The organism is Pseudomonas serbica (genome assembly GCF_028823535.1).
Lineage (GTDB): Bacteria > Pseudomonadota > Gammaproteobacteria > Pseudomonadales > Pseudomonadaceae > Aquipseudomonas > Aquipseudomonas serbica.
On the sequence record NZ_JAQIYM010000004.1, the window covers coordinates 301,529 to 320,211 of the forward strand.

The 18,683-nt window shown below is 60.4% G+C and carries 17 protein-coding genes; 13 read left to right on the forward strand and 4 right to left on the reverse strand.

What is annotated here, in order from left to right; all coding sequences use genetic code 11:
* Window positions 1-101: 101 nt before the first annotated feature.
* The 8 genes from NQL71_RS08400 to NQL71_RS08435 all read left to right on the forward strand — a co-directional run bounded on the left by NQL71_RS08400 (window position 102) and on the right by NQL71_RS08435 (window position 9,865).
* Complete coding sequence (locus NQL71_RS08400; protein ID WP_077184381.1) at window positions 102-2,552, forward strand: penicillin acylase family protein; 2,451 nt, start codon at window positions 102-104, stop codon at window positions 2,550-2,552.
* Between the two features lie 192 nt (window positions 2,553-2,744).
* Complete coding sequence (locus NQL71_RS08405) at window positions 2,745-3,770, forward strand: ligase-associated DNA damage response exonuclease (protein WP_274642518.1); 1,026 nt, start codon at window positions 2,745-2,747, stop codon at window positions 3,768-3,770.
* Window positions 3,767-5,452: an ATP-dependent DNA ligase gene (locus tag NQL71_RS08410; protein WP_274642519.1), complete on the forward strand. Its 1,686-nt coding sequence runs from the start codon at window positions 3,767-3,769 to the stop codon at window positions 5,450-5,452. The genes NQL71_RS08405 and NQL71_RS08410 overlap by 4 nt, the downstream gene beginning before the upstream one ends.
* A 217-nt stretch (window positions 5,453-5,669) precedes the next feature.
* Window positions 5,670-6,452, forward strand: coding sequence for a transporter substrate-binding domain-containing protein (locus tag NQL71_RS08415; protein WP_046816568.1), 783 nt, complete (start codon window positions 5,670-5,672; stop codon window positions 6,450-6,452).
* A gap of 56 nt (window positions 6,453-6,508) precedes the next feature.
* Window positions 6,509-7,237, forward strand: a complete 729-nt coding sequence (locus NQL71_RS08420) for an ABC transporter permease (protein WP_046816567.1) — start codon at window positions 6,509-6,511, stop codon at window positions 7,235-7,237.
* Entirely contained in the window at window positions 7,234-7,944 is a 711-nt protein-coding gene (locus tag NQL71_RS08425; RefSeq protein WP_046816566.1) for an ABC transporter permease, read from the forward strand. The genes NQL71_RS08420 and NQL71_RS08425 overlap by 4 nt, the downstream gene beginning before the upstream one ends.
* A 24-nt stretch (window positions 7,945-7,968) precedes the next feature.
* A complete protein-coding gene (locus tag NQL71_RS08430; RefSeq protein ID WP_077184390.1) occupies window positions 7,969-9,087 on the forward strand; it encodes a succinylglutamate desuccinylase/aspartoacylase family protein in 1,119 nt (372 codons plus the stop codon).
* 13 nt (window positions 9,088-9,100) lie between these two features.
* Window positions 9,101-9,865: an ABC transporter ATP-binding protein gene (locus NQL71_RS08435; RefSeq protein WP_020797089.1), complete on the forward strand. Its 765-nt coding sequence runs from the start codon at window positions 9,101-9,103 to the stop codon at window positions 9,863-9,865.
* A gap of 46 nt (window positions 9,866-9,911) precedes the next feature.
* Here NQL71_RS08435 and NQL71_RS08440 read toward each other — a convergent pair whose 3' ends face one another.
* On the reverse strand, window positions 9,912-10,412 hold the full coding sequence (locus NQL71_RS08440; RefSeq protein WP_248686066.1) for a hypothetical protein: 501 nt from the start codon (window positions 10,410-10,412) through the stop codon (window positions 9,912-9,914).
* A gap of 134 nt (window positions 10,413-10,546) precedes the next feature.
* Here NQL71_RS08440 and NQL71_RS08445 point away from each other — a divergent pair, with 134 nt between their 5' ends.
* Window positions 10,547-13,033 carry a ligase-associated DNA damage response DEXH box helicase gene (locus tag NQL71_RS08445; RefSeq protein WP_274642520.1) on the forward strand — a complete coding sequence of 829 codons (2,487 nt, stop codon included), beginning with the start codon at window positions 10,547-10,549 and terminating at the stop codon, window positions 13,031-13,033.
* Window positions 13,030-13,689 (forward strand): ligase-associated DNA damage response endonuclease PdeM, encoded by a 660-nt coding sequence (gene pdeM, locus NQL71_RS08450; protein WP_046816562.1) that lies wholly within the window; start codon window positions 13,030-13,032, stop codon window positions 13,687-13,689. Before NQL71_RS08445 ends, pdeM begins: the two co-directional genes overlap by 4 nt.
* 118 nt (window positions 13,690-13,807) lie before the next feature.
* Here the strand turns inward: pdeM and NQL71_RS08455 are convergent, their stop codons facing one another.
* Both NQL71_RS08455 and dcd read right to left on the reverse strand, forming a co-directional pair.
* On the reverse strand, window positions 13,808-14,017 hold the full coding sequence (locus NQL71_RS08455; protein ID WP_017336784.1) for a hypothetical protein: 210 nt from the start codon (window positions 14,015-14,017) through the stop codon (window positions 13,808-13,810).
* 107 nt (window positions 14,018-14,124) lie between these two features.
* The gene (dcd, locus tag NQL71_RS08460; RefSeq protein WP_046816561.1) at window positions 14,125-14,691 is read right to left on the reverse strand and encodes a dCTP deaminase; all 567 of its coding nucleotides are present in this window, start codon (window positions 14,689-14,691) and stop codon (window positions 14,125-14,127) included.
* 354 nt (window positions 14,692-15,045) lie between these two features.
* On the opposite strand from dcd, the gene NQL71_RS08465 reads away from it, so the two are divergent.
* Window positions 15,046-15,255: a cold-shock protein gene (locus NQL71_RS08465; protein WP_002554837.1), complete on the forward strand. Its 210-nt coding sequence runs from the start codon at window positions 15,046-15,048 to the stop codon at window positions 15,253-15,255.
* Window positions 15,256-15,416: 161 nt separating this feature from the next.
* Here NQL71_RS08465 and NQL71_RS08470 read toward each other — a convergent pair whose 3' ends face one another.
* A complete protein-coding gene (locus NQL71_RS08470) occupies window positions 15,417-16,424 on the reverse strand; it encodes a DUF481 domain-containing protein (protein ID WP_046816560.1) in 1,008 nt (335 codons plus the stop codon).
* A gap of 136 nt (window positions 16,425-16,560) precedes the next feature.
* Here NQL71_RS08470 and NQL71_RS08475 point away from each other — a divergent pair, with 136 nt between their 5' ends.
* Window positions 16,561-16,941, forward strand: a complete 381-nt coding sequence (locus NQL71_RS08475) for an MGMT family protein (RefSeq protein ID WP_178134187.1) — start codon at window positions 16,561-16,563, stop codon at window positions 16,939-16,941.
* 44 nt (window positions 16,942-16,985) lie between these two features.
* Window positions 16,986-18,545 carry an AmpG family muropeptide MFS transporter gene (locus NQL71_RS08480; RefSeq protein ID WP_046816558.1) on the forward strand — a complete coding sequence of 520 codons (1,560 nt, stop codon included), beginning with the start codon at window positions 16,986-16,988 and terminating at the stop codon, window positions 18,543-18,545.
* Window positions 18,546-18,683 lie beyond the last annotated feature (138 nt).

An 18,683-nucleotide genomic window follows, 5' to 3' on the forward strand; every position in this document is an offset into this window, starting at 1 on the left:
TTGTTGAAATAACCCCGCCTCCCGCTTGCGCGGCCCCCTCCTGCTCACTAACGTAGCGCCTTTATTGCGCGCCGCCGCCTCTACCCCGCAGGAGCTTTGCCATGGCCTCGCCAGCCCTTTCACATTTTCTACCCCGGTTCGGCGTTGCCGCAGCAGTGGCGGGTGTTTTAAGCCTGACCGGTTGTCAGAGCTTCAACGCCCAGGACACCCTCCCGCCCACCTCCGGTGTTCAGCCGCTCAAAGGGCTGGCGCAGAACGTTTCGGTGCGGCGCAATGCCATGGGCATGCCGTTGATCGAAAGCAACAGTTTCCACGATGCACTGTTTGCCCTCGGCTATGTGCACGCCAGTGACCGCATCACTCAGATGGTCACTCTGCGACTGCTTGCCCAGGGTCGATTGGCCGAGATGCAGGGGTCGGACGTGCTGGACGCTGACCGCTATATGCGCGCGGTCAACCTGAAGAAAAACGCCGGCGAGTTGTACAAGGCCTCTTCACCGCGGCTCAAGCGCTTCTTCGAAGTCTATGCCCGCGGCGTCAACGCCTATTTGTTCCGCTACCGCGACAAGCTGCCTGCCGACCTCGTTGCCACCGGGTACAAGCCCGAGTATTGGAAGCCGGAAGATTCGGCGCTGATCTTCTGCCTGTTCAACTTCAGCCAATCCGCCAACCTGCCCGAGGAAATTGCCTCGCTGGTGCTGGCCCAGACCGTCACCACCGACAAACTGCCGTGGCTGACCCCTTCGGCTCCGGATGAAAAACTGCCGCTGGGCGAAAGTGAGAAGCTGCAAGGCATCAAGCTCAACGGCCAAGTACCGGGGCTGGCTGACATCAGCAAGGCCACCGGCCAGTTGTCCGGACTCAACCTGCTGGGCGCCACTTCATCGAACAACTGGGCCATTGCGCCGCAACGCAGCCGCAGCGGTAAAAGCCTGCTGGCCAGCGACAGCCATGGCCCGATGGGGGTGCCGTCGCTGTTCAGCTACGTGCAGATCCGCGCACCGAAGTATCAGGCCTCCGGTGCGACCATCGCCGGCTTGCCGATGGTACTGGACGGGTTCAACGGCAAAGTGGCCTGGAGCATGACAACCGTCATGGGCGATAACCAGGACCTGTTCCTGGAAAAAATCAAACGCCAGGGCAATGGCCTGTCCTACGAGACCGCTGGCAAGTGGCAGCCGGCGATCGTGCGTAACGAAACCTACTTCGTCAAAGGCCAGCGGCCGATTCGCGAAGCGGTGTTCGAAACCCGCCACGGCCCCCTGCTCAACAGTGCCCAAGGCCTGGCCCAGGGCAGCGGATTCGGCCTGGCCCTGCAAACGCCGAGCTTCACCGATGACAAGAGCCTGGACGCCTTCTTCGACCTGTCCCGTGCGCAGAACGTCGAGAAAGCGTCGGACGCCAGCCGCGAGATTCGGGCCATTGCCCTGAACCTGGTGTTCGCCGATGCGAGCAATATTGGCTGGCAGGTCACCGGTCGCTATCCGAACCGCCGCGAAGGCGAAGGCCTGCTGCCCTCGCCCGGCTGGGAGGGGCGTTACGATTGGGACGGTTACGCCGACCCGATGCTGCACCCCTACGATCAGGACCCGGCCCAGGGCTGGCTCGGCACCGCCAACCAGCGGGTCATTCCCCATGGCTATGGCATGCAGCTGTCCAACTCCTGGTCGGCACCGGAACGCGGCGAGCGCTTGGCCGAGCTGGCTGGGGTGGGCAAACATGACACCCGTAGCCTGATCGCCATGCAATACGACCAGACCACCACGTTCGCCGCGAAACTGAAGAAGATGTTCGAGGCACCGGGGATGTCCCAACCGCTGAAGCAGGCCATCGAAGCCTTGCCAGTGGCGGATCGCGGCAAGGCACGCGAGGCCTTGACCCGCTTGATGGCGTTTGACGGCAAACTCGGCGCGACCTCCGCCGACGCGGCGATCTATGAGCTGTTCCTGCAGGAAAGCACCCGGCAGATTTTCCTCGATGAATTGGGACCGCAAGGCAGCCCGGCGTGGCAAGCCTTCATCGCCAACGGCTCATTGTCTTACGCGGCCCAGGCCGACCATTTGCTGGGGCGCGAAGACAGTCCGTTCTGGGATGACGTGCGCACCGCGCAGAAAGAAGACAAACCGGCAATCCTCGCCCGCAGCCTGGCCGCAGCGATCACTGCCGGCGACAGTCAGTTGGGCGGCGATCACAAAGCCTGGCAGTGGGGTAAATTGCACCGCTATGAGTGGAAGAACGCCAGTGGCCAGACCGTGCGCGGTCCACAGCCGGCCGGTGGCGACCAGACGACCCTCAACACGGCCGCCTATGCCGTGGGCCAGGACTTCAACACGACCCGGGTACCGGCCATGCGATTGATCGTCGACTTCGGCCAGCCCGAACCGTTGATGGGCCAGATCGCCACCGGCCAGTCCGGCAACCCGGCCAGCCCAAACTACCTCAACGGCATCGAGCCGTGGCTGAAGGGGCAGTACCAGAGCTTGCCGATGCAGCCGGCGAATTTTGACCGGGTGTATGGAACCAAGCGCCTGACCCTGACACCTGGCAAATAACGCGGGACCAAAATGTGGGAGCGGGCTTGCTCGCGAAGGCGGTGTACCAGTCAACATACAGGTTGAATGTGAAGCCGCTTTCGCGAGCAAGCTCGCTCCTACAGGGGTAGGTTGTTTGCCTGGACATCCCGATAGAACTTCTTCCACCGCGCCAGTCTCCTAGCTAACAAGACCCTCCACCTGGATAGCAACGTGGACCTTGTCATCGCGCGTCCCGAAGGCTTGTACTGCCCTGCCGGCGATTTCTACATCGACCCGTGGCGGCCGGTTGAGCGTTGCGTCATCACTCACGCCCATGGTGACCATGCCCGAACCGGTAACCAGCATTACCTGGCGGCAGCATCCGGTGAAGGAATTCTGCGTGCGCGATTGGGCCAGGACATCAACCTGCAAACTTTGGCGTATGGCGAGCGACTGCTGCATCACGGCGTCACCCTGAGTTTCCACCCCGCCGGCCACGTACTCGGCTCGGCCCAGGTGCGCCTGGAATATGGCGGGGAGGTCTGGGTCGCGTCAGGGGACTACAAGATCGAACCCGATGGCACCTGCGCCGCATTCGAGCCGGTGCGTTGCCACACCTTCATCACCGAGTCGACATTCGGCCTGCCAATCTATCGCTGGCAGCCGCAGGCGCAGGTCTTTGCCGAGATCAACCAGTGGTGGCAAGCCAACGCCGAGCAAGACAAAGCCAGCGTGCTGTTCTGTTATTCCTTCGGCAAGGCCCAGCGCATCCTCCACGGCATCGATGCCAGCCTTGGCCCCATCCTGGCGCATGGCGCGGTCGAGCCGTTGAACCGTGTCTATCGTGAGGCCGGCATTGATCTGCCGCCAACGCTCTACGCCGGTGACTTCAACAAGAATGATCCGATCCTGCGCCAAGCGCTGGTCATCGCGCCACCTTCCGCCGGTGGCAGCACCTGGATGCGCCGCTTCGGCGACTACAGCGACGGCTTCGCCAGCGGCTGGATGCGATTGCGCGGAGCCCGTCGGCGACGCGGAGTGGATCGCGGTTTCGTGTTGTCCGATCACGCTGACTGGCCCGGTTTGCTCTGGGCCATCGAACAGACGGGGGCTGAGCGGGTGATGGTCACCCACGGTTCTGTCGCGGTACTGGTGCGCCACCTGCGCGAACAAGGCCTCGATGCCCAAGGTTTCAGTACCGAGTACGGCGACGATGAGGAAGCATCGACAGTCGAAGCCATCGAGGCCGCACCATGAAGGCGTTCGCCCAACTGTACGCCGAACTCGATGCCACGACGTCGAGCAACGCAAAGCTCGCGGCAATGCAGGATTACTTTGCCCGAGCCACACCGGAAGATGCCGCGTGGGCCGTGTACTTTCTGTCCGGTGGACGCCCAAGGCAACTGGTGCCGGTTCGCATCCTGCGGGAGTTGGCAGTGGCCTATTCCGGGCTTTCATCCTGGCTGTTCGAAGAGAGCTACCAGGCGGTGGGCGATTTGGCGGAAACCATTTCCCTGGTGCTGCCCGAAATGCCCTACCGTTCCGGCGACGGCCTGGCGGTGTGGATCGAAGAAAAACTGCTGCCATTGCGCGGCGAATCCCCGCATGTGCTTGCCGAACGCCTGCCCGTTCTCTGGTCGCAACTGGACCGTCCCAGCCTGATGCTGTGCATCAAATTGATCACCGGCAGCTTTCGCGTCGGGGTTTCCAAGTTGCTGGTGACCCGCGCCCTGGCGTCCATGGCCCAACTGGACAGCAAACGCGTGGCCCAGCGAATGGTGGGCTATACCGACCTGTCCAACCGGCCCAGTGCCGCCAGCTACCTGAAGTTGATCGCCGCACAATCGCCCGACGAGCATGCGCAACGGGGCGGTCAGCCGTATCCGTTTTTTCTCGCCCATGCCCTGGCGCAACCGGTTGAGCAGTTCGAGGCGCAGCTCGGTGCCGCCAGCCGGTGGCAGGTGGAATGGAAGTGGGACGGCATCCGGGCCCAGATCGTCAAGCGCGAGGGGCGCCTGTGGATCTGGTCGCGGGGTGAAGAACTGGTCACCGATCGCTTTCCGGAATTCGACAGCCTGATCCACTGCCTGCCCGACGGTACCGTGATCGACGGCGAGATCGTCGCCTGGAAAGCCGCTCGATCGGACACGGAAGTTGCCTTCGACCCCGCCCCGGAGGCCCCTGCCGTGCAACCTTTTGCCCTGTTGCAACAGCGGATTGGCCGTAAAAACCTGACCCGCAAGATTCTCAATGAGGTGCCTGTGGCCATCCTCGCCTACGACTTGCTGGAATGGCAGGGGGCGGACTGGCGCAACCAGCCGCAAAGCCTTCGGCGCAGTCAGCTGGAGCGGGTGATCGCCCAGGCTAACAATCCGCTGCTGCTCGCCTCGCCCCTGTTGACCGGGGAAGACTGGTTCGACCTCGCCCGGCAGCGGGAAGAATCACGCAGGCTCGGCGTCGAAGGCATGATGCTCAAGGCGCGGGACGCGCTCTACGGCGTCGGGCGCACCAAGGACATGGGGGTCTGGTGGAAATGGAAGGTCGACCCGTTCAGTGTCGACGCGGTGCTGATCTATGCGCAGCGCGGTCATGGCCGCCGGGCCAGCCTCTACAGCGATTACACCTTCGCTGTCTGGGACGCACCACCCGACGCCAGTGAGCGCGCCCTGGTGCCGTTCGCCAAGGCCTATTCGGGTTTGACCGATGAGCAAATGCGCCAGGTCGACAACATCGTACGCAGGACCACGGTGGAAAAATTCGGCCCGGTGATCAGCGTCAAGCCGAGCCTGGTGTTTGAACTGGGTTTCGAGGGCATTGCCCTGTCCAAACGCCACAAAAGCGGGATTGCGGTGAGGTTTCCGCGGATGCTGCGCTGGCGCCAGGACAAGTCGGTCGAAGAGGCTGATCACCTGGGGACACTGCAGGATTTGCTTGGCTGATCTTCATCCTTGCCAGCTTCACGCAGAACCAAAAAAGTGCGGGCTTTTCATGACGCCCATTTTCGTGCACTAATCCCCTCCTGCAATTTCCCGAACACCTTTTAAACGCTTGTTCGGCACTCTGGTTCGGAAATTGCTACTTTCATCAGGACTTACGCTTACCAGTAACAATAATTCTGCGCCACAAGCGCTCATATTGGTTCTTAGGGATTGAATAATGAAAAAAGCATTGCTGACCCTTTCTGCACTGGCGTTGTGCGTAGCAGCCGGCTCCGCGCTGGCAAAGGAATACAAGGAATTGCGTTTTGGTGTTGACCCTTCCTATGCACCGTTCGAGTCGAAAGCGGCCGACGGCAACCTGGTAGGTTTCGACATCGACTTGGGTAATGCGATCTGTGCCGAGTTGAAGGTCAAGTGCAAATGGGTCGAGAGCGATTTCGACGGCATGATTCCTGGTCTCAAGGCCAATAAATTCGACGGTGTCATCTCTTCGATGACCGTCACCCCGGCCCGCGAAAAAGTCATCGACTTCTCCAGCGAACTGTTCTCCGGCCCGACCGCTTACGTGTCCAAGAAAGGTTCCGGCATCACGGCAGACGTCGCTTCGCTGAAAGGCAAGACCGTCGGCTACGAACAAGGCACCATCCAGGAAGCCTATGCCAAGGCCGTTCTGGACAAGGCTGGGGTGAAAACCCAGGCCTATCAGAACCAGGACCAGGTGTATTCCGACCTGACTTCCGGTCGTCTCGACGCCGGGATCCAGGACATGCTGCAAGCTGAACTTGGCTTCCTGAAGTCGCCAAACGGCGCCGGTTACGAAATCAGCAAACCCGTCGACAGCGAACTGCTGCCAGCCAAGACTGCAATCGGTATTAAGAAAGGTAACACCGAGCTGAAAGCACTTTTGGATAAAGGTATCAAAGCGTTACACGATGATGGCACCTATGCCACCATTCAAAAGAAACACTTTGGCGATCTGAACCTGTACAGCGGCAAGTAATGCCCGGCGCCCATCTCGTGATGGGCGCTTTTTTCATCCGATCAGGTTGCTGATTTATGTTCGAAACCCTATTACAAAACCTGGGGCTTTCCGCCTTCAGCCTCAAGGGCTTTGGCCCGCTGCTGATGGAAGGTACCTGGATGACCATCAAGTTATCGGCGATGTCGCTGCTGGTGGCCGTGTTGCTCGGTCTGCTGGGCGCCAGTGCCAAGCTGTCAAAAGTCAAATTGCTGCGCCTGCTTGCCCAGTGCTACACCACGCTGATTCGCGGGGTGCCAGACCTGGTGCTGATGCTGCTGATCTTCTACAGCCTGCAAACCTGGCTGACGTCGCTCACCGACTACATGGAATGGGAATACATCGAGATCAACCCGTTCAGCGCCGGGGTACTGACCCTGGGCTTCATCTACGGCGCGTATTTCACCGAAACCTTCCGCGGCGCCATCCTCGCCGTGCCTCGCGGCCAGGTCGAAGCGGCCACCGCCTACGGGCTCAAGCGCGGCCAGCGTTTCCGTATCGTGGTGTTCCCGCAAATGATGCGCTATGCCCTGCCGGGTATCGGCAACAACTGGATGGTCATGCTCAAGGCCACTGCACTGGTGTCGATCATCGGCCTCGCCGACCTGGTCAAGGCTGCCCAGGATGCAGGTAAAAGCAGTTATCAACTGTTTTACTTCCTGGTACTCGCCGCCCTGATCTACCTGGCGATCACCAGTGCCTCCAACGTCATTCTGCGCTGGCTCGAACGCCGCTACGCCGCCGGTACCCGGGAGGCCGTACGATGATCGAACTCCTGCAGGAATACTGGAAAGCCTTCCTTTACACCGATGGCCAGAACATCACCGGCCTGGCCATGACCATGTGGTTGCTCAGTGCGTCGATCTTCATCGGCTTCATCGTCTCGATTCCGCTGTCGATCGCCCGGGTCTCACCGCACTTCTACATCCGCTGGCCGGTGCAGTTCTACACCTACCTGTTTCGCGGCACGCCTTTGTATATCCAGCTGCTCATCTGCTACACCGGGATCTACAGCCTGGCCGCCGTACGCGCGCAACCGATACTCGACAGTTTCTTCCGCGATGCGATGAACTGCACCATCCTGGCCTTCGCCCTGAACACCTGCGCCTACACCACGGAGATTTTCGCCGGGGCGATCCGCAGCATGGCCCATGGTGAAGTCGAAGCAGCCAAGGCCTATGGCCTGACAGGCTGGAAGCTGTACGCCTACGTGATCATGCCTTCGGCCCTTCGTCGCTCGCTGCCCTACTACAGCAACGAAGTGATCCTGATGCTGCATTCGACCACTGTGGCATTCACCGCGACCATCCCGGACATCCTGAAAGTCGCTCGGGACGCCAACTCGGCGACCTTCCTGACCTTCCAGTCGTTCGGCATCGCCGCGCTGATCTACCTGACCGTCACCTTTGCGCTGGTCGGCCTGTTCCGCCTCGCCGAACGCCGCTGGCTGGCCTTCCTCGGGCCGACCCACTAGGACCCGCTTCGGGATAAGAAAAAAATGCGCCACCAGATACACGACCTGCTGGCCCCCTTGCCGGGGACCGCACGACAGATCCACAGTTTTCATTTCGGCCCACAACCGGCCAAGGGCAAGATCTACATCCAGTCATCCCTGCACGCCGATGAAATGCCCGGCATGCTGGTGGCATGGCACCTCAAGCAACGCCTGGCCGAGCTGGAAGCCGCTGGCCGACTGCGCAGCGAAATCGTCCTGGTGCCCGTGGCCAACCCGGCCGGCCTGGAACAGGTGCTGATGGATGTACCGCTGGGCCGCTATGAGCTCGAAAGCGGGCAGAACTTCAACCGCTGGTTCGTCGATTTGAGCGAAGAGGTCGGCAATGCGATCGAAGGCCAACTCGGCGACGACCCGCAGCGCAACCTCGAACTGATCCGCGACAGCCTGCGCCAAGCCTTGGCACGCCAGACCGCCAGCACCCAGTTGCAATCCCAGCGCCTGACCCTGCAACGGCTGGCCTGCGATGCCGACATGGTGCTGGACCTGCATTGCGATTTCGAAGCTGTCGCCCACCTGTACACCACGCCCGAGGCCTGGTCGCAGGTCGAGCCGCTGGCCCGCTACATCGGCGCCCAAGCCAGTCTGCTGGCTACCGATTCCGGCGGCCAGTCGTTCGACGAGTGCTTCACCTTGCTCTGGTGGCAGTTGAAAGAGCGGTTCGGCGAGCACTTCGACATTCCCTTGGGCAGTTTTTCGGTCACCGTCGAACTGCGCGGCCAGGGCGACGTCAGCCACCCGTTGGCGAGCCTCGACTGCCAGGCGCTGGTCGATTACCTGATCCAGTTCGGCGCGATTGCCGGTGAACCGGCGCCATTGCCCGACCTGCCCTACCCGGCCACTCCCCTGGCCGGCGTGGAACCTGTGGCGACGCCGATCGGCGGGTTGCTGGTGTTCAGTGCGCTGCCGGGGCAATACCTCGAAGCCGGGCAAGTGATCGCCGAAATCATTGACCCGATCAGCGACCGCGTCACGCCTGTCCATTGCACCGCCGCCGGCTTGATGTACGCCCGTTCGCTGCGGCGCATGGCCACGGCTGGCATGGTGATCGCCCACGTCGCGGGCGCCGAAGCCTATCGCAGCGGCTACCTACTTTCGCCTTGAGGATGCATGCTCCATGTACAAACTGACCATTGAAGGCCTGCATAAAAGCTATGGCGATCATGAGGTGCTCAAGGGCGTTTCGCTCAAGGCCAACACGGGCGACGTCATCAGCCTGATCGGTGCCAGTGGCTCCGGGAAAAGTACCTTCCTGCGCTGCATCAATTTCCTCGAACAACCCAACGACGGCGCCATGAGCCTCGACGGCCAAGCCATTCGCATGATCAAGGATCGTCACGGCATGCACGTGGCCGATGCCGATGAACTGCAACGGATCCGCACCCGCCTGGCCATGGTGTTCCAGCATTTCAACCTGTGGAGCCACATGACGGTGCTGGAAAACATCACCATGGCCCCGCGCCGGGTGCTGGGCTGCAGCAAGCAGGAAGCCGAAGACCGTGCCCGGCGTTACCTCGACAAGGTCGGGCTGGCGGCGCGCGTAGCGGATCAGTACCCGGCATTCCTTTCCGGTGGCCAGCAACAACGAGTGGCGATTGCCCGCGCGTTGGCGATGGAGCCGGAAGTGATGCTGTTCGACGAACCGACCTCGGCACTGGACCCGGAACTGGTGGGTGAAGTACTCAAGGTGATCCAGGGCCTGGCCGAAGAAGGCCGGACCATGATCATGGTCACCCACGAAATGAGCTTCGCGCGCAAAGTGTCGAGCCAGGTGTTGTTCCTGCACCAGGGCCTGGTGGAGGAAGAAGGCGCGCCGGAAGACGTACTGGGCAACCCCAAAAGCGAGCGTCTTAAACAGTTCCTCAGCGGCAACCTGAAGTAACGGTCGCAGTTGAAAGGGGAGCATGGGCTTCCCTTTCATTTGAGGTTCAGCCACTGGCGTGCTCAAGCCTGAAGCTGCCGTTCTCCACCTCGATTCCTTCAGCGTCCAGACCACGGAAACTACCGGCAAACTGTGCGTCGCCTCCCACCGTCAACTCAAGCGCCCCTCGATACAGCTCCGCTTCCGAGTCGCCCGTCACATGGATGATCATGGGTGAGCGCTCACTCAGCCCCAGATGAAACCTGCCACTCTCGATACCGCGCGGCAGATAGACGTAAAATGCTTTGTCCTGACCATTGCTCGCCCCGAGGCAGTGCAGGCCCGGCTGCTCGAAATAGTCGAGCGTGGGCGCCGCTCGAAACGCGAGGGGCTCACTCGCACTCTGCGCGATCAAATCGGCACGCAAATGCCCCGCACGAACTGACTTCATCTGAATATTCCTTTTCCTGTTCATGGACAACGGCGCGCGGTCGGCTTTCGCAAAATGCGCCAGCGCGACCGGTGCAGCGATAAAACCACGGCCAATCGGCCAATAGGTTTCAGCCACTAACACAGTTATTTCCGAATATGAAAAGTGCGCGGATGGCGCAGCGGCAAGTGAGCCGAGCCAGGCATTTGATTAAACCTTTGCCAGCCCGACGTGGTCATTGAAAGAAGCCTTTCAGAGCGCATGCGGCCCGAATGGGAACCCAAAACGACTTCGCAAAACGCTGGTTTGCCGCTCGCGACTGGAAGCCGTTCGACTTCCAGAAACAGGTATGGGCGGCCGTCGAGCACGGGCAGTCCGGGTTGCTCCATGCCAGCACCGGCGCCGGCAAAACCTATGCGATCTGGTTTGGCGCACTCAATCGCTTTGCTTGCTGCTCCCCGACTGTTGAAACTTCGCGTAAACGAAAGGTAGTTTCTCCCCCCCTGACAGTCCTGTGGATTACCCCGATGCGCGCCTTGGCGGCGGACACCGCCCGCGCGCTGCAAGGGCCGTTGCCAGACCTGCAGATTCCGTGGAGCGTCGGCCTGCGTACGGGCGATACCAGCAGCAGCGAACGCGCGCGCCAGAACCGGCGCCTCCCTACCACCCTGATCACCACGCCGGAAAGCCTCACCCTGATGCTTGCCAGGGCAGACGCGGCAACGGCGCTCGCGACGTTGCGCTTGGTGGTGGTCGACGAGTGGCACGAATTGCTCGGCAACAAACGCGGCGTGCAACTGCAATTGGCCCTCGCCCGTCTGCGCCGCTGGAATCCGCAATTGATCGTATGGGGCGTTTCCGCAACGCTGGGTAATCAAGCCCACGCCGAACAGGTTTTGATCCCACAGGGAGGCGGCGTCAGTGTAGAAGGCCGCACGCCAAAGAAACTGCAGGTCGACACGCTGCTGCCGCCCGAAATCGAACGCTTTCCATGGGCCGGACATATCGGTCTGAAAATGTTGCCGCAGGTCGCCGCGCAACTGGAAGCCAGCGCCAGCAGCCTGGTCTTCACCAACACTCGAGCGCAATCGGAGATCTGGTATCAGGCGTTGCTGGAAGCGCGGCCGGACTGGGCCGGGCTGATCGCACTGCACCACAGTTCGTTATCCCGTGAAACCCGTGACTGGGTGGAGCGCGCCCTCAAGGAGGGTCAACTCAAGGCGGTGGTCTGCACCTCCAGCCTGGATCTGGGAGTGGATTTCCTGCCGGTGGAACGGGTGCTGCAAATTGGCTCGGCCAAAGGCGTGGCGCGGCTGATGCAGCGTGCGGGCCGATCGGGGCATGCGCCGGGGCGGATTTCACGGGTGACACTGGTACCGACGCACAGCCTGGAGCTGATCGAAGCGGCAGCGGCACAGGACGCGGTGGCGCAACGACGGATCGAACCTCGAAAGTCACCCCATAAACCTCTGGATGTGCTGGTCCAGCATCTTGTCAGCATGGCCCTGGGCGGTGGGTTTGTGCCCGATGAATTGTTTGATGAAGTACGCACAGCCTGGGCTTATCGTGATCTCACCCTGGCGGACTGGAGCTGGGCCCTGGCTTTCGTACACCATGGCGGACTTTCCCTGACAGCCTATCCGGATTACCGCCGGGTCGAACCGGATGAACAGGGAATCTGGCGGGTACCCGATGCGCGACTTGCCCGACGCCACCGCATGAGTATCGGCACGATTGTCAGCGATGCGAGTATTCAGTTGAAGTTCTGGAGCAAGGGCGGCGGCAAGCAACTGGGCAGTGTTGAAGAAGGTTTCATCGCACGGCTCAAACCCGGTGACGGTTTTCTGTTTGCCGGTCGCCTGCTGGAATTGGTGCGCGTGGAAAACATGACCGCCTATGTCAAACGCAGCACCGTGAAGAAAGCCGCGGTACCGCGCTGGAATGGCGGGCGCATGCCACTTTCCAATGAACTGGCACAAGCGGTGGTCGAGCGGTTCAGTGCAGCGGCGCACGGCGAGTTCAGCGGCCCGGAAATGCAGGCATTGCGCCCTCTGCTGGAGGTGCAGCAACGCTGGTCTGGTTTGCCGACGTCGCAATCGTTGCTGGCCGAGTCGCTGAAGTCCCGTGAGGGCTGGCACTTGTTCCTGTATCCCTTCGCCGGCCGCCAGGTGCATCTGGGCCTCGCGAGTTTGCTGGCGTGGCGAGTCAGCCAGCAGCAGGCACTGACATTTTCCATCGCGGTCAATGATTACGGGCTGGAACTGCTCAGCGCCACCCCTGTGGATTGGGCGCAGGCATTGAACCCCGACCTGTTCAGTCCAGAGCATTTGCTGGCGGATGCACTCGCCAGCCTGAATGCCGGAGAACTGGCCTTGCGGCGCTTTCGGGAAATCGCCCGGATCGCCGGACTGGTGTTCGCCGGTTACCCCGGCGCACCGAAAAGCACACGTCAGGTTCAAGCGTCGAGCGGATTGTTTTTCGAGGTGTTCAGACAGTACGACGCGGAAAACCTGCTGTTAGCCCAAGCCGGCGAAGAAGTCCTGCGCGAAGAACTGGATATTCATCGCCTGGAACAGACCTTGGCGCACATCCGTCGTCTGCGTCTCGACCTGCATCTGGTCAAACGTCCTACGCCCCTCGGGTTTCCACTGCTGGTGGAACGTATGCGCGAGAGCATGAGCTCGGAAAAACTCGCCGACCGCATCAGGCGCATGGTCAGCGACCTCGAGAAAACCGCCGGTATGGGGAAAGCACGATGAGTTCGCCCTACCCCGTGCGCCTGGCCGGTGAGGAGCTTTGGCTGCTGCCGGAAAAAGCCCTCTACTGGCCAGCGCAACATGCCCTGTTGATCGCCGACGTGCATTTCGGCAAGGCCGCCGCTTACCGAAGCCTTGGCCAACCGGTCCCGCAGGGCACCACCCGCAGCAATATCGCCGTGCTTGACGGACTGCTGGCCAGCTTGCCTTGCCGACAGCTAATTTTCCTCGGGGACTTTCTTCACGGACCGGGCTCACATGCGAGCGCCACCCTGAACGCCTTGGCTGACTGGAGAGCACGCAACGCCGAACTGCCGATGACGCTGATTCGCGGCAACCACGACAAGCGCGCCGGGGACCCGCCGGCTTCGTTGAACATTCGCGTGGTGCCTGAGCCCTTGCTGCTGGGGCCGTTCGCCTTGCAACACGAACCCAAGCCGCACCCGCAACGGCACGTGCTCGCCGGGCACGTGCATCCGGTTTATCGCCTGAACGGACGGGGTCGGCAGAGCCTGCGATTGGCCTGTTTCAGACTTGGCGGGGATATCAGCCTGCTACCCGCCTTCGGCGCGTTTACCGGCGGCTATCAGGTTGAACGGGACGACGACTGCAGGATTTTTGTCATCGGCGACAACGAAATTTGGCCGGTGTCCTTGTAGGAGCGAACTTGCTCGCGATGGACGTTAACGCTGACGCGGGCTTCCCGGGAAAACGCATTGCCCTCGCGTTCTTCGCGAGCAAGCTCGCTCCTACAAACACCGGCAAACGCAGGCGATGTCAGGCAACCGGCGCAGGAGGCGGTTCGTCAGGCAAAGTGGGCTCGCCGGGTTCGGTCGGTTGTTCGTTGGGGGTATCGGGATCAGGCTGGCCGGGGATGCCACCGGCCATGCTGATTGGCGGGTGTGCCAACAAGGACCAGGCCAGGACGCCAACCTGATTGGGCTCAAGCCTTGCCAGTTCGGCACTTATACGCGGGTCGATCTTCATAAAGCACTCCTGGGCGATGGCCCGACCCGCTTTGCGCGAATCGGAACAGTACATTCCATAGAGTGTACGCGCGCCCAGGAATTCCCACGGTTCGTCAGACGGCTGACTCAGGTACGCGGCAGAGTGACGCCGCGCTGGCCCTGGTATTTGCCGCCACGGTCCTTGTAGGACACTTCGCACTCTTCGTCCGATTCAAGGAACAGCATCTGCGCCACGCCTTCGTTGGCGTAGATTTTCGCCGGCAGATTGGTGGTGTTGGAAAACTCCAGGGTCACGTGGCCTTCCCACTCAGGCTCGAGCGGCGTGACGTTGACGATGATGCCGCAACGCGCATAGGTGCTCTTACCCAGGCAAATGGTCAATACATTGCGCGGAATGCGGAAGTATTCGACAGTGCTGGCCAGCGCGAAGGAGTTCGGCGGAATGATGCACACGTCACTGTGGATGTCGACGAAGCTGCCGGCATCGAAGTTTTTCGGGTCGACGATCGCCGAATTGATGTTGGTGAACACCTTGAAGTGATTGGTGCAACGCACATCGTAGCCGTAGCTGGACACGCCGTAGGAGATCACCCGGCTATCGTCGCTGCCACGCACCTGGCGCTCGACGAAAGGGTCGATCATGCCGTGTTCCTGCGCCATGCGGCGAATCCACTTGTCCGATTTGATGCTCATGGCGGGTGTCCTGAATAGCGAGGTGGAAAAAATCTGTCCGGCATCTTACCGGGCGCGCCGCCGGGTTCAAAGTCCGCGCTGCAATTCCTCGCCAGACATCCAGGAATTACCTGCATTGGCGACGAACCGACACACCGTCGATCCTTAAAACAGAGAAACCTTCGCAAGAAGCATTGGCACGTTCCGGAAAAAGGGTTAAGGTGGCGTCACTGTGCTGCTTGTGTCACTGAGAATCTCTACACGATATGTTGAATTTCGATCCAACCATCTACAAGAATTTTTCCTGCTCTTTGCACTCAGTCTCGGCCAGGGTTTTTCCTGAGTCGCAGTTATCTTTGTTCAAGGAGTTACACCATGTCTAATCGCCAAACCGGTACCGTTAAGTGGTTCAACGATGAAAAAGGCTTCGGCTTCATCACTCCACAATCCGGTGACGACCTGTTCGTTCACTTCAAAGCTATCCAATCCGACGGCTTCAAAAGCCTGAAAGAAGGCCAACAGGTTTCTTTCATCGCTACCCGCGGTCAGAAAGGCATGCAAGCTGAAGAAGTTCAAGTTATCTAACTTGTACTTGCTTTAGTAAAAAGCCCCGCCCTCAACAGCGGGGCTTTTTTGTGCCCGCCTGTTTTTTTTGTCGGGCAAAAAAGATCGCAACCTTCTACAGCTCCAACAGAGGATTGATGTACACCCTGTAGAAGCTGCCGAAGGTTGCGATCTTTTTGCGTTTACCAGGTCACGCCAAATCCGGCCGTGTATCGGGTCTTGTCCAGGTCAGCATCATCGGTGCCGTCGATAATGTCCCGCTCAGCCTTGAGGTTCAGCGATGCCCAGTCTGTCACCTTGTAACGCAAGCCCATCTCGGCATCCAACGCGTATTCGGCCACGCCCGACAACGGCTTGCCCACCTCGCCATTGGTGAAGAATTCGACTTTCTTGCCAATCAGGTAACGGTTGTAGTCCCACTTCATCGCGACAGAATAGAAGTTCTCTTTGCTGCCATCGCTGAATTGATAATCCGTGCGGTTGACCAGCGAGCCCAGGGAGAATGCCCCCAGCTCGTTATCCCAGAACTGATAACCAGGACCGGTGCCGACAGTACGCTGACGGGAAAGGTCTTCGACCTTGTCACGCTTGTACACCAGGCGACCTTGCCAGAACCATTTTTCCGTCAGGAAGCGATCGAGGGAGTACTCTGCGCGCCAATTATCCGTAGTGACCACGTCATCCTGGAATTCGCGGTTGTACTCGCCTTCTGCGGTATGCCGCCACCGACCATGGCGTGCCGTAGTCTTGAAATCGATGTCGTAATCGTCGGTATCCTTGTCAGCCCGCTGATAGTCGAGCGCCGCATCGATATTGCCTTTCCACACCAGGTCTTCGACCACCGGCTTGGGCTTGAGGATTTGCTGGACACTCGCCAGCTCGACCGTCTTGGGCGCCTCACCGTTTTCCAGGGTGACCTTGCCATCCTCTGCCGCATGCAGCGACTTGGCCTTCTCGCCGGTGTAGGCGTCCTGCTTGACCAGCAACTCCTGATCGCTTTCCAGGGTCTTGACCTGCTTCCAGTCGATCGGGACCGCTCCCGCATATTCAGTCTGGACGAGCAACTTGCCGCCATCGAACAGGATGATCTTGCCGCTCAGCTTGTCACCGTTCTTCAACCAGACGGTATCTGCGAGCAAGGGAGTGGAAGCACTGACAACAGCGAGGCATAGCAACGTTCTGGACAACATAAGCAAATACAGGCTCAGGTTCGCGAAAAAAAGTCGGCATTATTCGCAGGAATAAGACCCTAGCAAGGACTGACCCGACTATTTCTAATGAGTTCATTTCTCAATTGGCGATCCAGCCTTTACTCTACAGACGGTACTGCGAACGACTTCAGGAACTGCGAACGTGATCGAGCCAACCGAACAACCCGACAGTGCCGCGCAAATCCGACGCACGGCGCTCTACCTGACACTCGCGCAAGTACCCGAAGGCAAGGTCGTGAGTTATGGTCAACTCGCCGAACTGGCGGGACTGGGACGCGCCGCTCGCTGGGTCGGCAGGACACTGAGCCAACTGCCCGGCGACAGCAAATTGCCCTGGCACCGCGTGCTCGGTGCCGGCGGGCGCCTGAGCCTGCCCGCAGGCAGTGCTTCCGGGGACGAACAACGTGCGCGATTGCGCATGGAGGGCATCAGTATCCAGAATAATCGTGTTGATATTCAGCGCCATGGGTGGCGCCCGGTAGAGCACAGCGGTTAGAGTGCGCGCTTTGTTTCCGTATTTCTTGAGGCAGACTCCAGCCCATGCCCCGTAAAACCTGGCGCGCCGCGCTTGCTGCCTATGCCAGCCCTTCGACGCTCGTACTGTTACTGCTGGGTTTCGCCGCCGGCCTGCCCTACATGCTGGTGTTCTCGACGCTTTCGGTCTGGTTGCGTGAAGCCGGTGTGGCGCGCGAAACCATCGGCTATGCGAGCCTGATCGGCCTGGCTTATGCCTTCAAATGGGTCTGGTCCCCCCTGCTCGACCAGTGGCGCCTTCCGCTGCTCGGCAAACTCGGCCGACGACGTTCCTGGCTGGTGCTGTCGCAAGGGCTGGTCATTCTCGGCCTGGTCGGCATGGGTTTTTGTGACCCGCAAAAGCATTTGTCCTGGCTGATCGCCATCGCGGTGGTCGTCGCGTTCGCCTCGGCAACGCAAGACATTGCGGTGGACGCCTACCGCCTGGAAATCGCCGACGACAGTCGCCAGGCGGCGCTTGCCGCCAGTTATATGTCTGGCTACCGCATCGCGGCACTGCTGGCCACGGCCGGCGCACTGTTCTTTGCCGAGGGCTTCGGCTCCACCGGGTTCAACTACAAGCATTCGGCCTGGGCCGGCACTTACCTGTTGTTCGGTGCCCTGATGGTCCCGGCGCTGCTTACCTCTTTCGTCATGCGCGAACCTTCGGTACCCCTGCGTACGCAACTGCAGGCCGGACGCTACAGTTTTGCGCATCAACTGGCTTCGGTGTTCGTCCTGATCGTGCTACTGGTCTCCGTACCAGCGATGTTTACCCAGCTCTACAACACCGACTTCGCCAGCGTGCTGTTCGAAGGCGTGAGCCTGCTCGACCTGCTGCTTGAAGACCGCGCGTTCCTGCGCGCGATCCTCTACACCACGCTCACTGCCCTGTGCCTCTCGGCCATCGGGCGCCGGGGGTTGGCGCCGGTGCTGACGCCGGTCAACGACTTCATCCTGCGCTATCGCTGGCAAGCGCTACTGCTGCTGGGGCTGATCGCGACCTACCGGATGTCCGATACGGTCATGGGCGTCATGGCCAACGTGTTCTACATCGACCAGGGTTTCACCAAGGATCAGATCGCCAGCGTCAGCAAGATCTTTGGCCTGATCATGACCCTGGTAGGCGCCGGCATGGGCGGCCTGTTGATCGTGCGCTTTGGCATCCTGCCAATCCTGTTCATTGGCGGCGTAGCGTCGGCGGGCACCAATATATTGTTCCTGATGCTCGCTGACATGGGCGCCAACCTGAACATGCTGATCCTCACCATTTCCCTGGACAACTTCAGTTCGGGCCTGGCGACCTCGGCGTTCGTCGCCTACCTGTCGAGCCTGACCAACCTCAAGTTCTCCGCCACCCAATACGCCCTGCTCAGCTCGATCATGCTCTTGCTGCCGCGCCTCATCGGCGGTTATTCAGGCGTCATGGTCGAGAAATTCGGTTACCACAACTTCTTCCTGATCACCGCCCTGCTGGGGGTTCCGACGCTGCTGCTGATCGCCCTGCACTGGTTCCAGGAGAACCGTCGCGCAGGTCCTACACCGACGCCGGAACCGGTTCCGACCCAGGTTGTGGAAGAATCCTAGGAAACAATCGCAGAAATCCTACAGAGGACGGAAGCAATTCCGTCCTCCTGCCACCGCACCGACCGCACGCCTGTACGCCAGCGGAACTCGCCCGTACAATGCTCCGTCATTTCTCGTCATCAGCAATCGATAACGGCC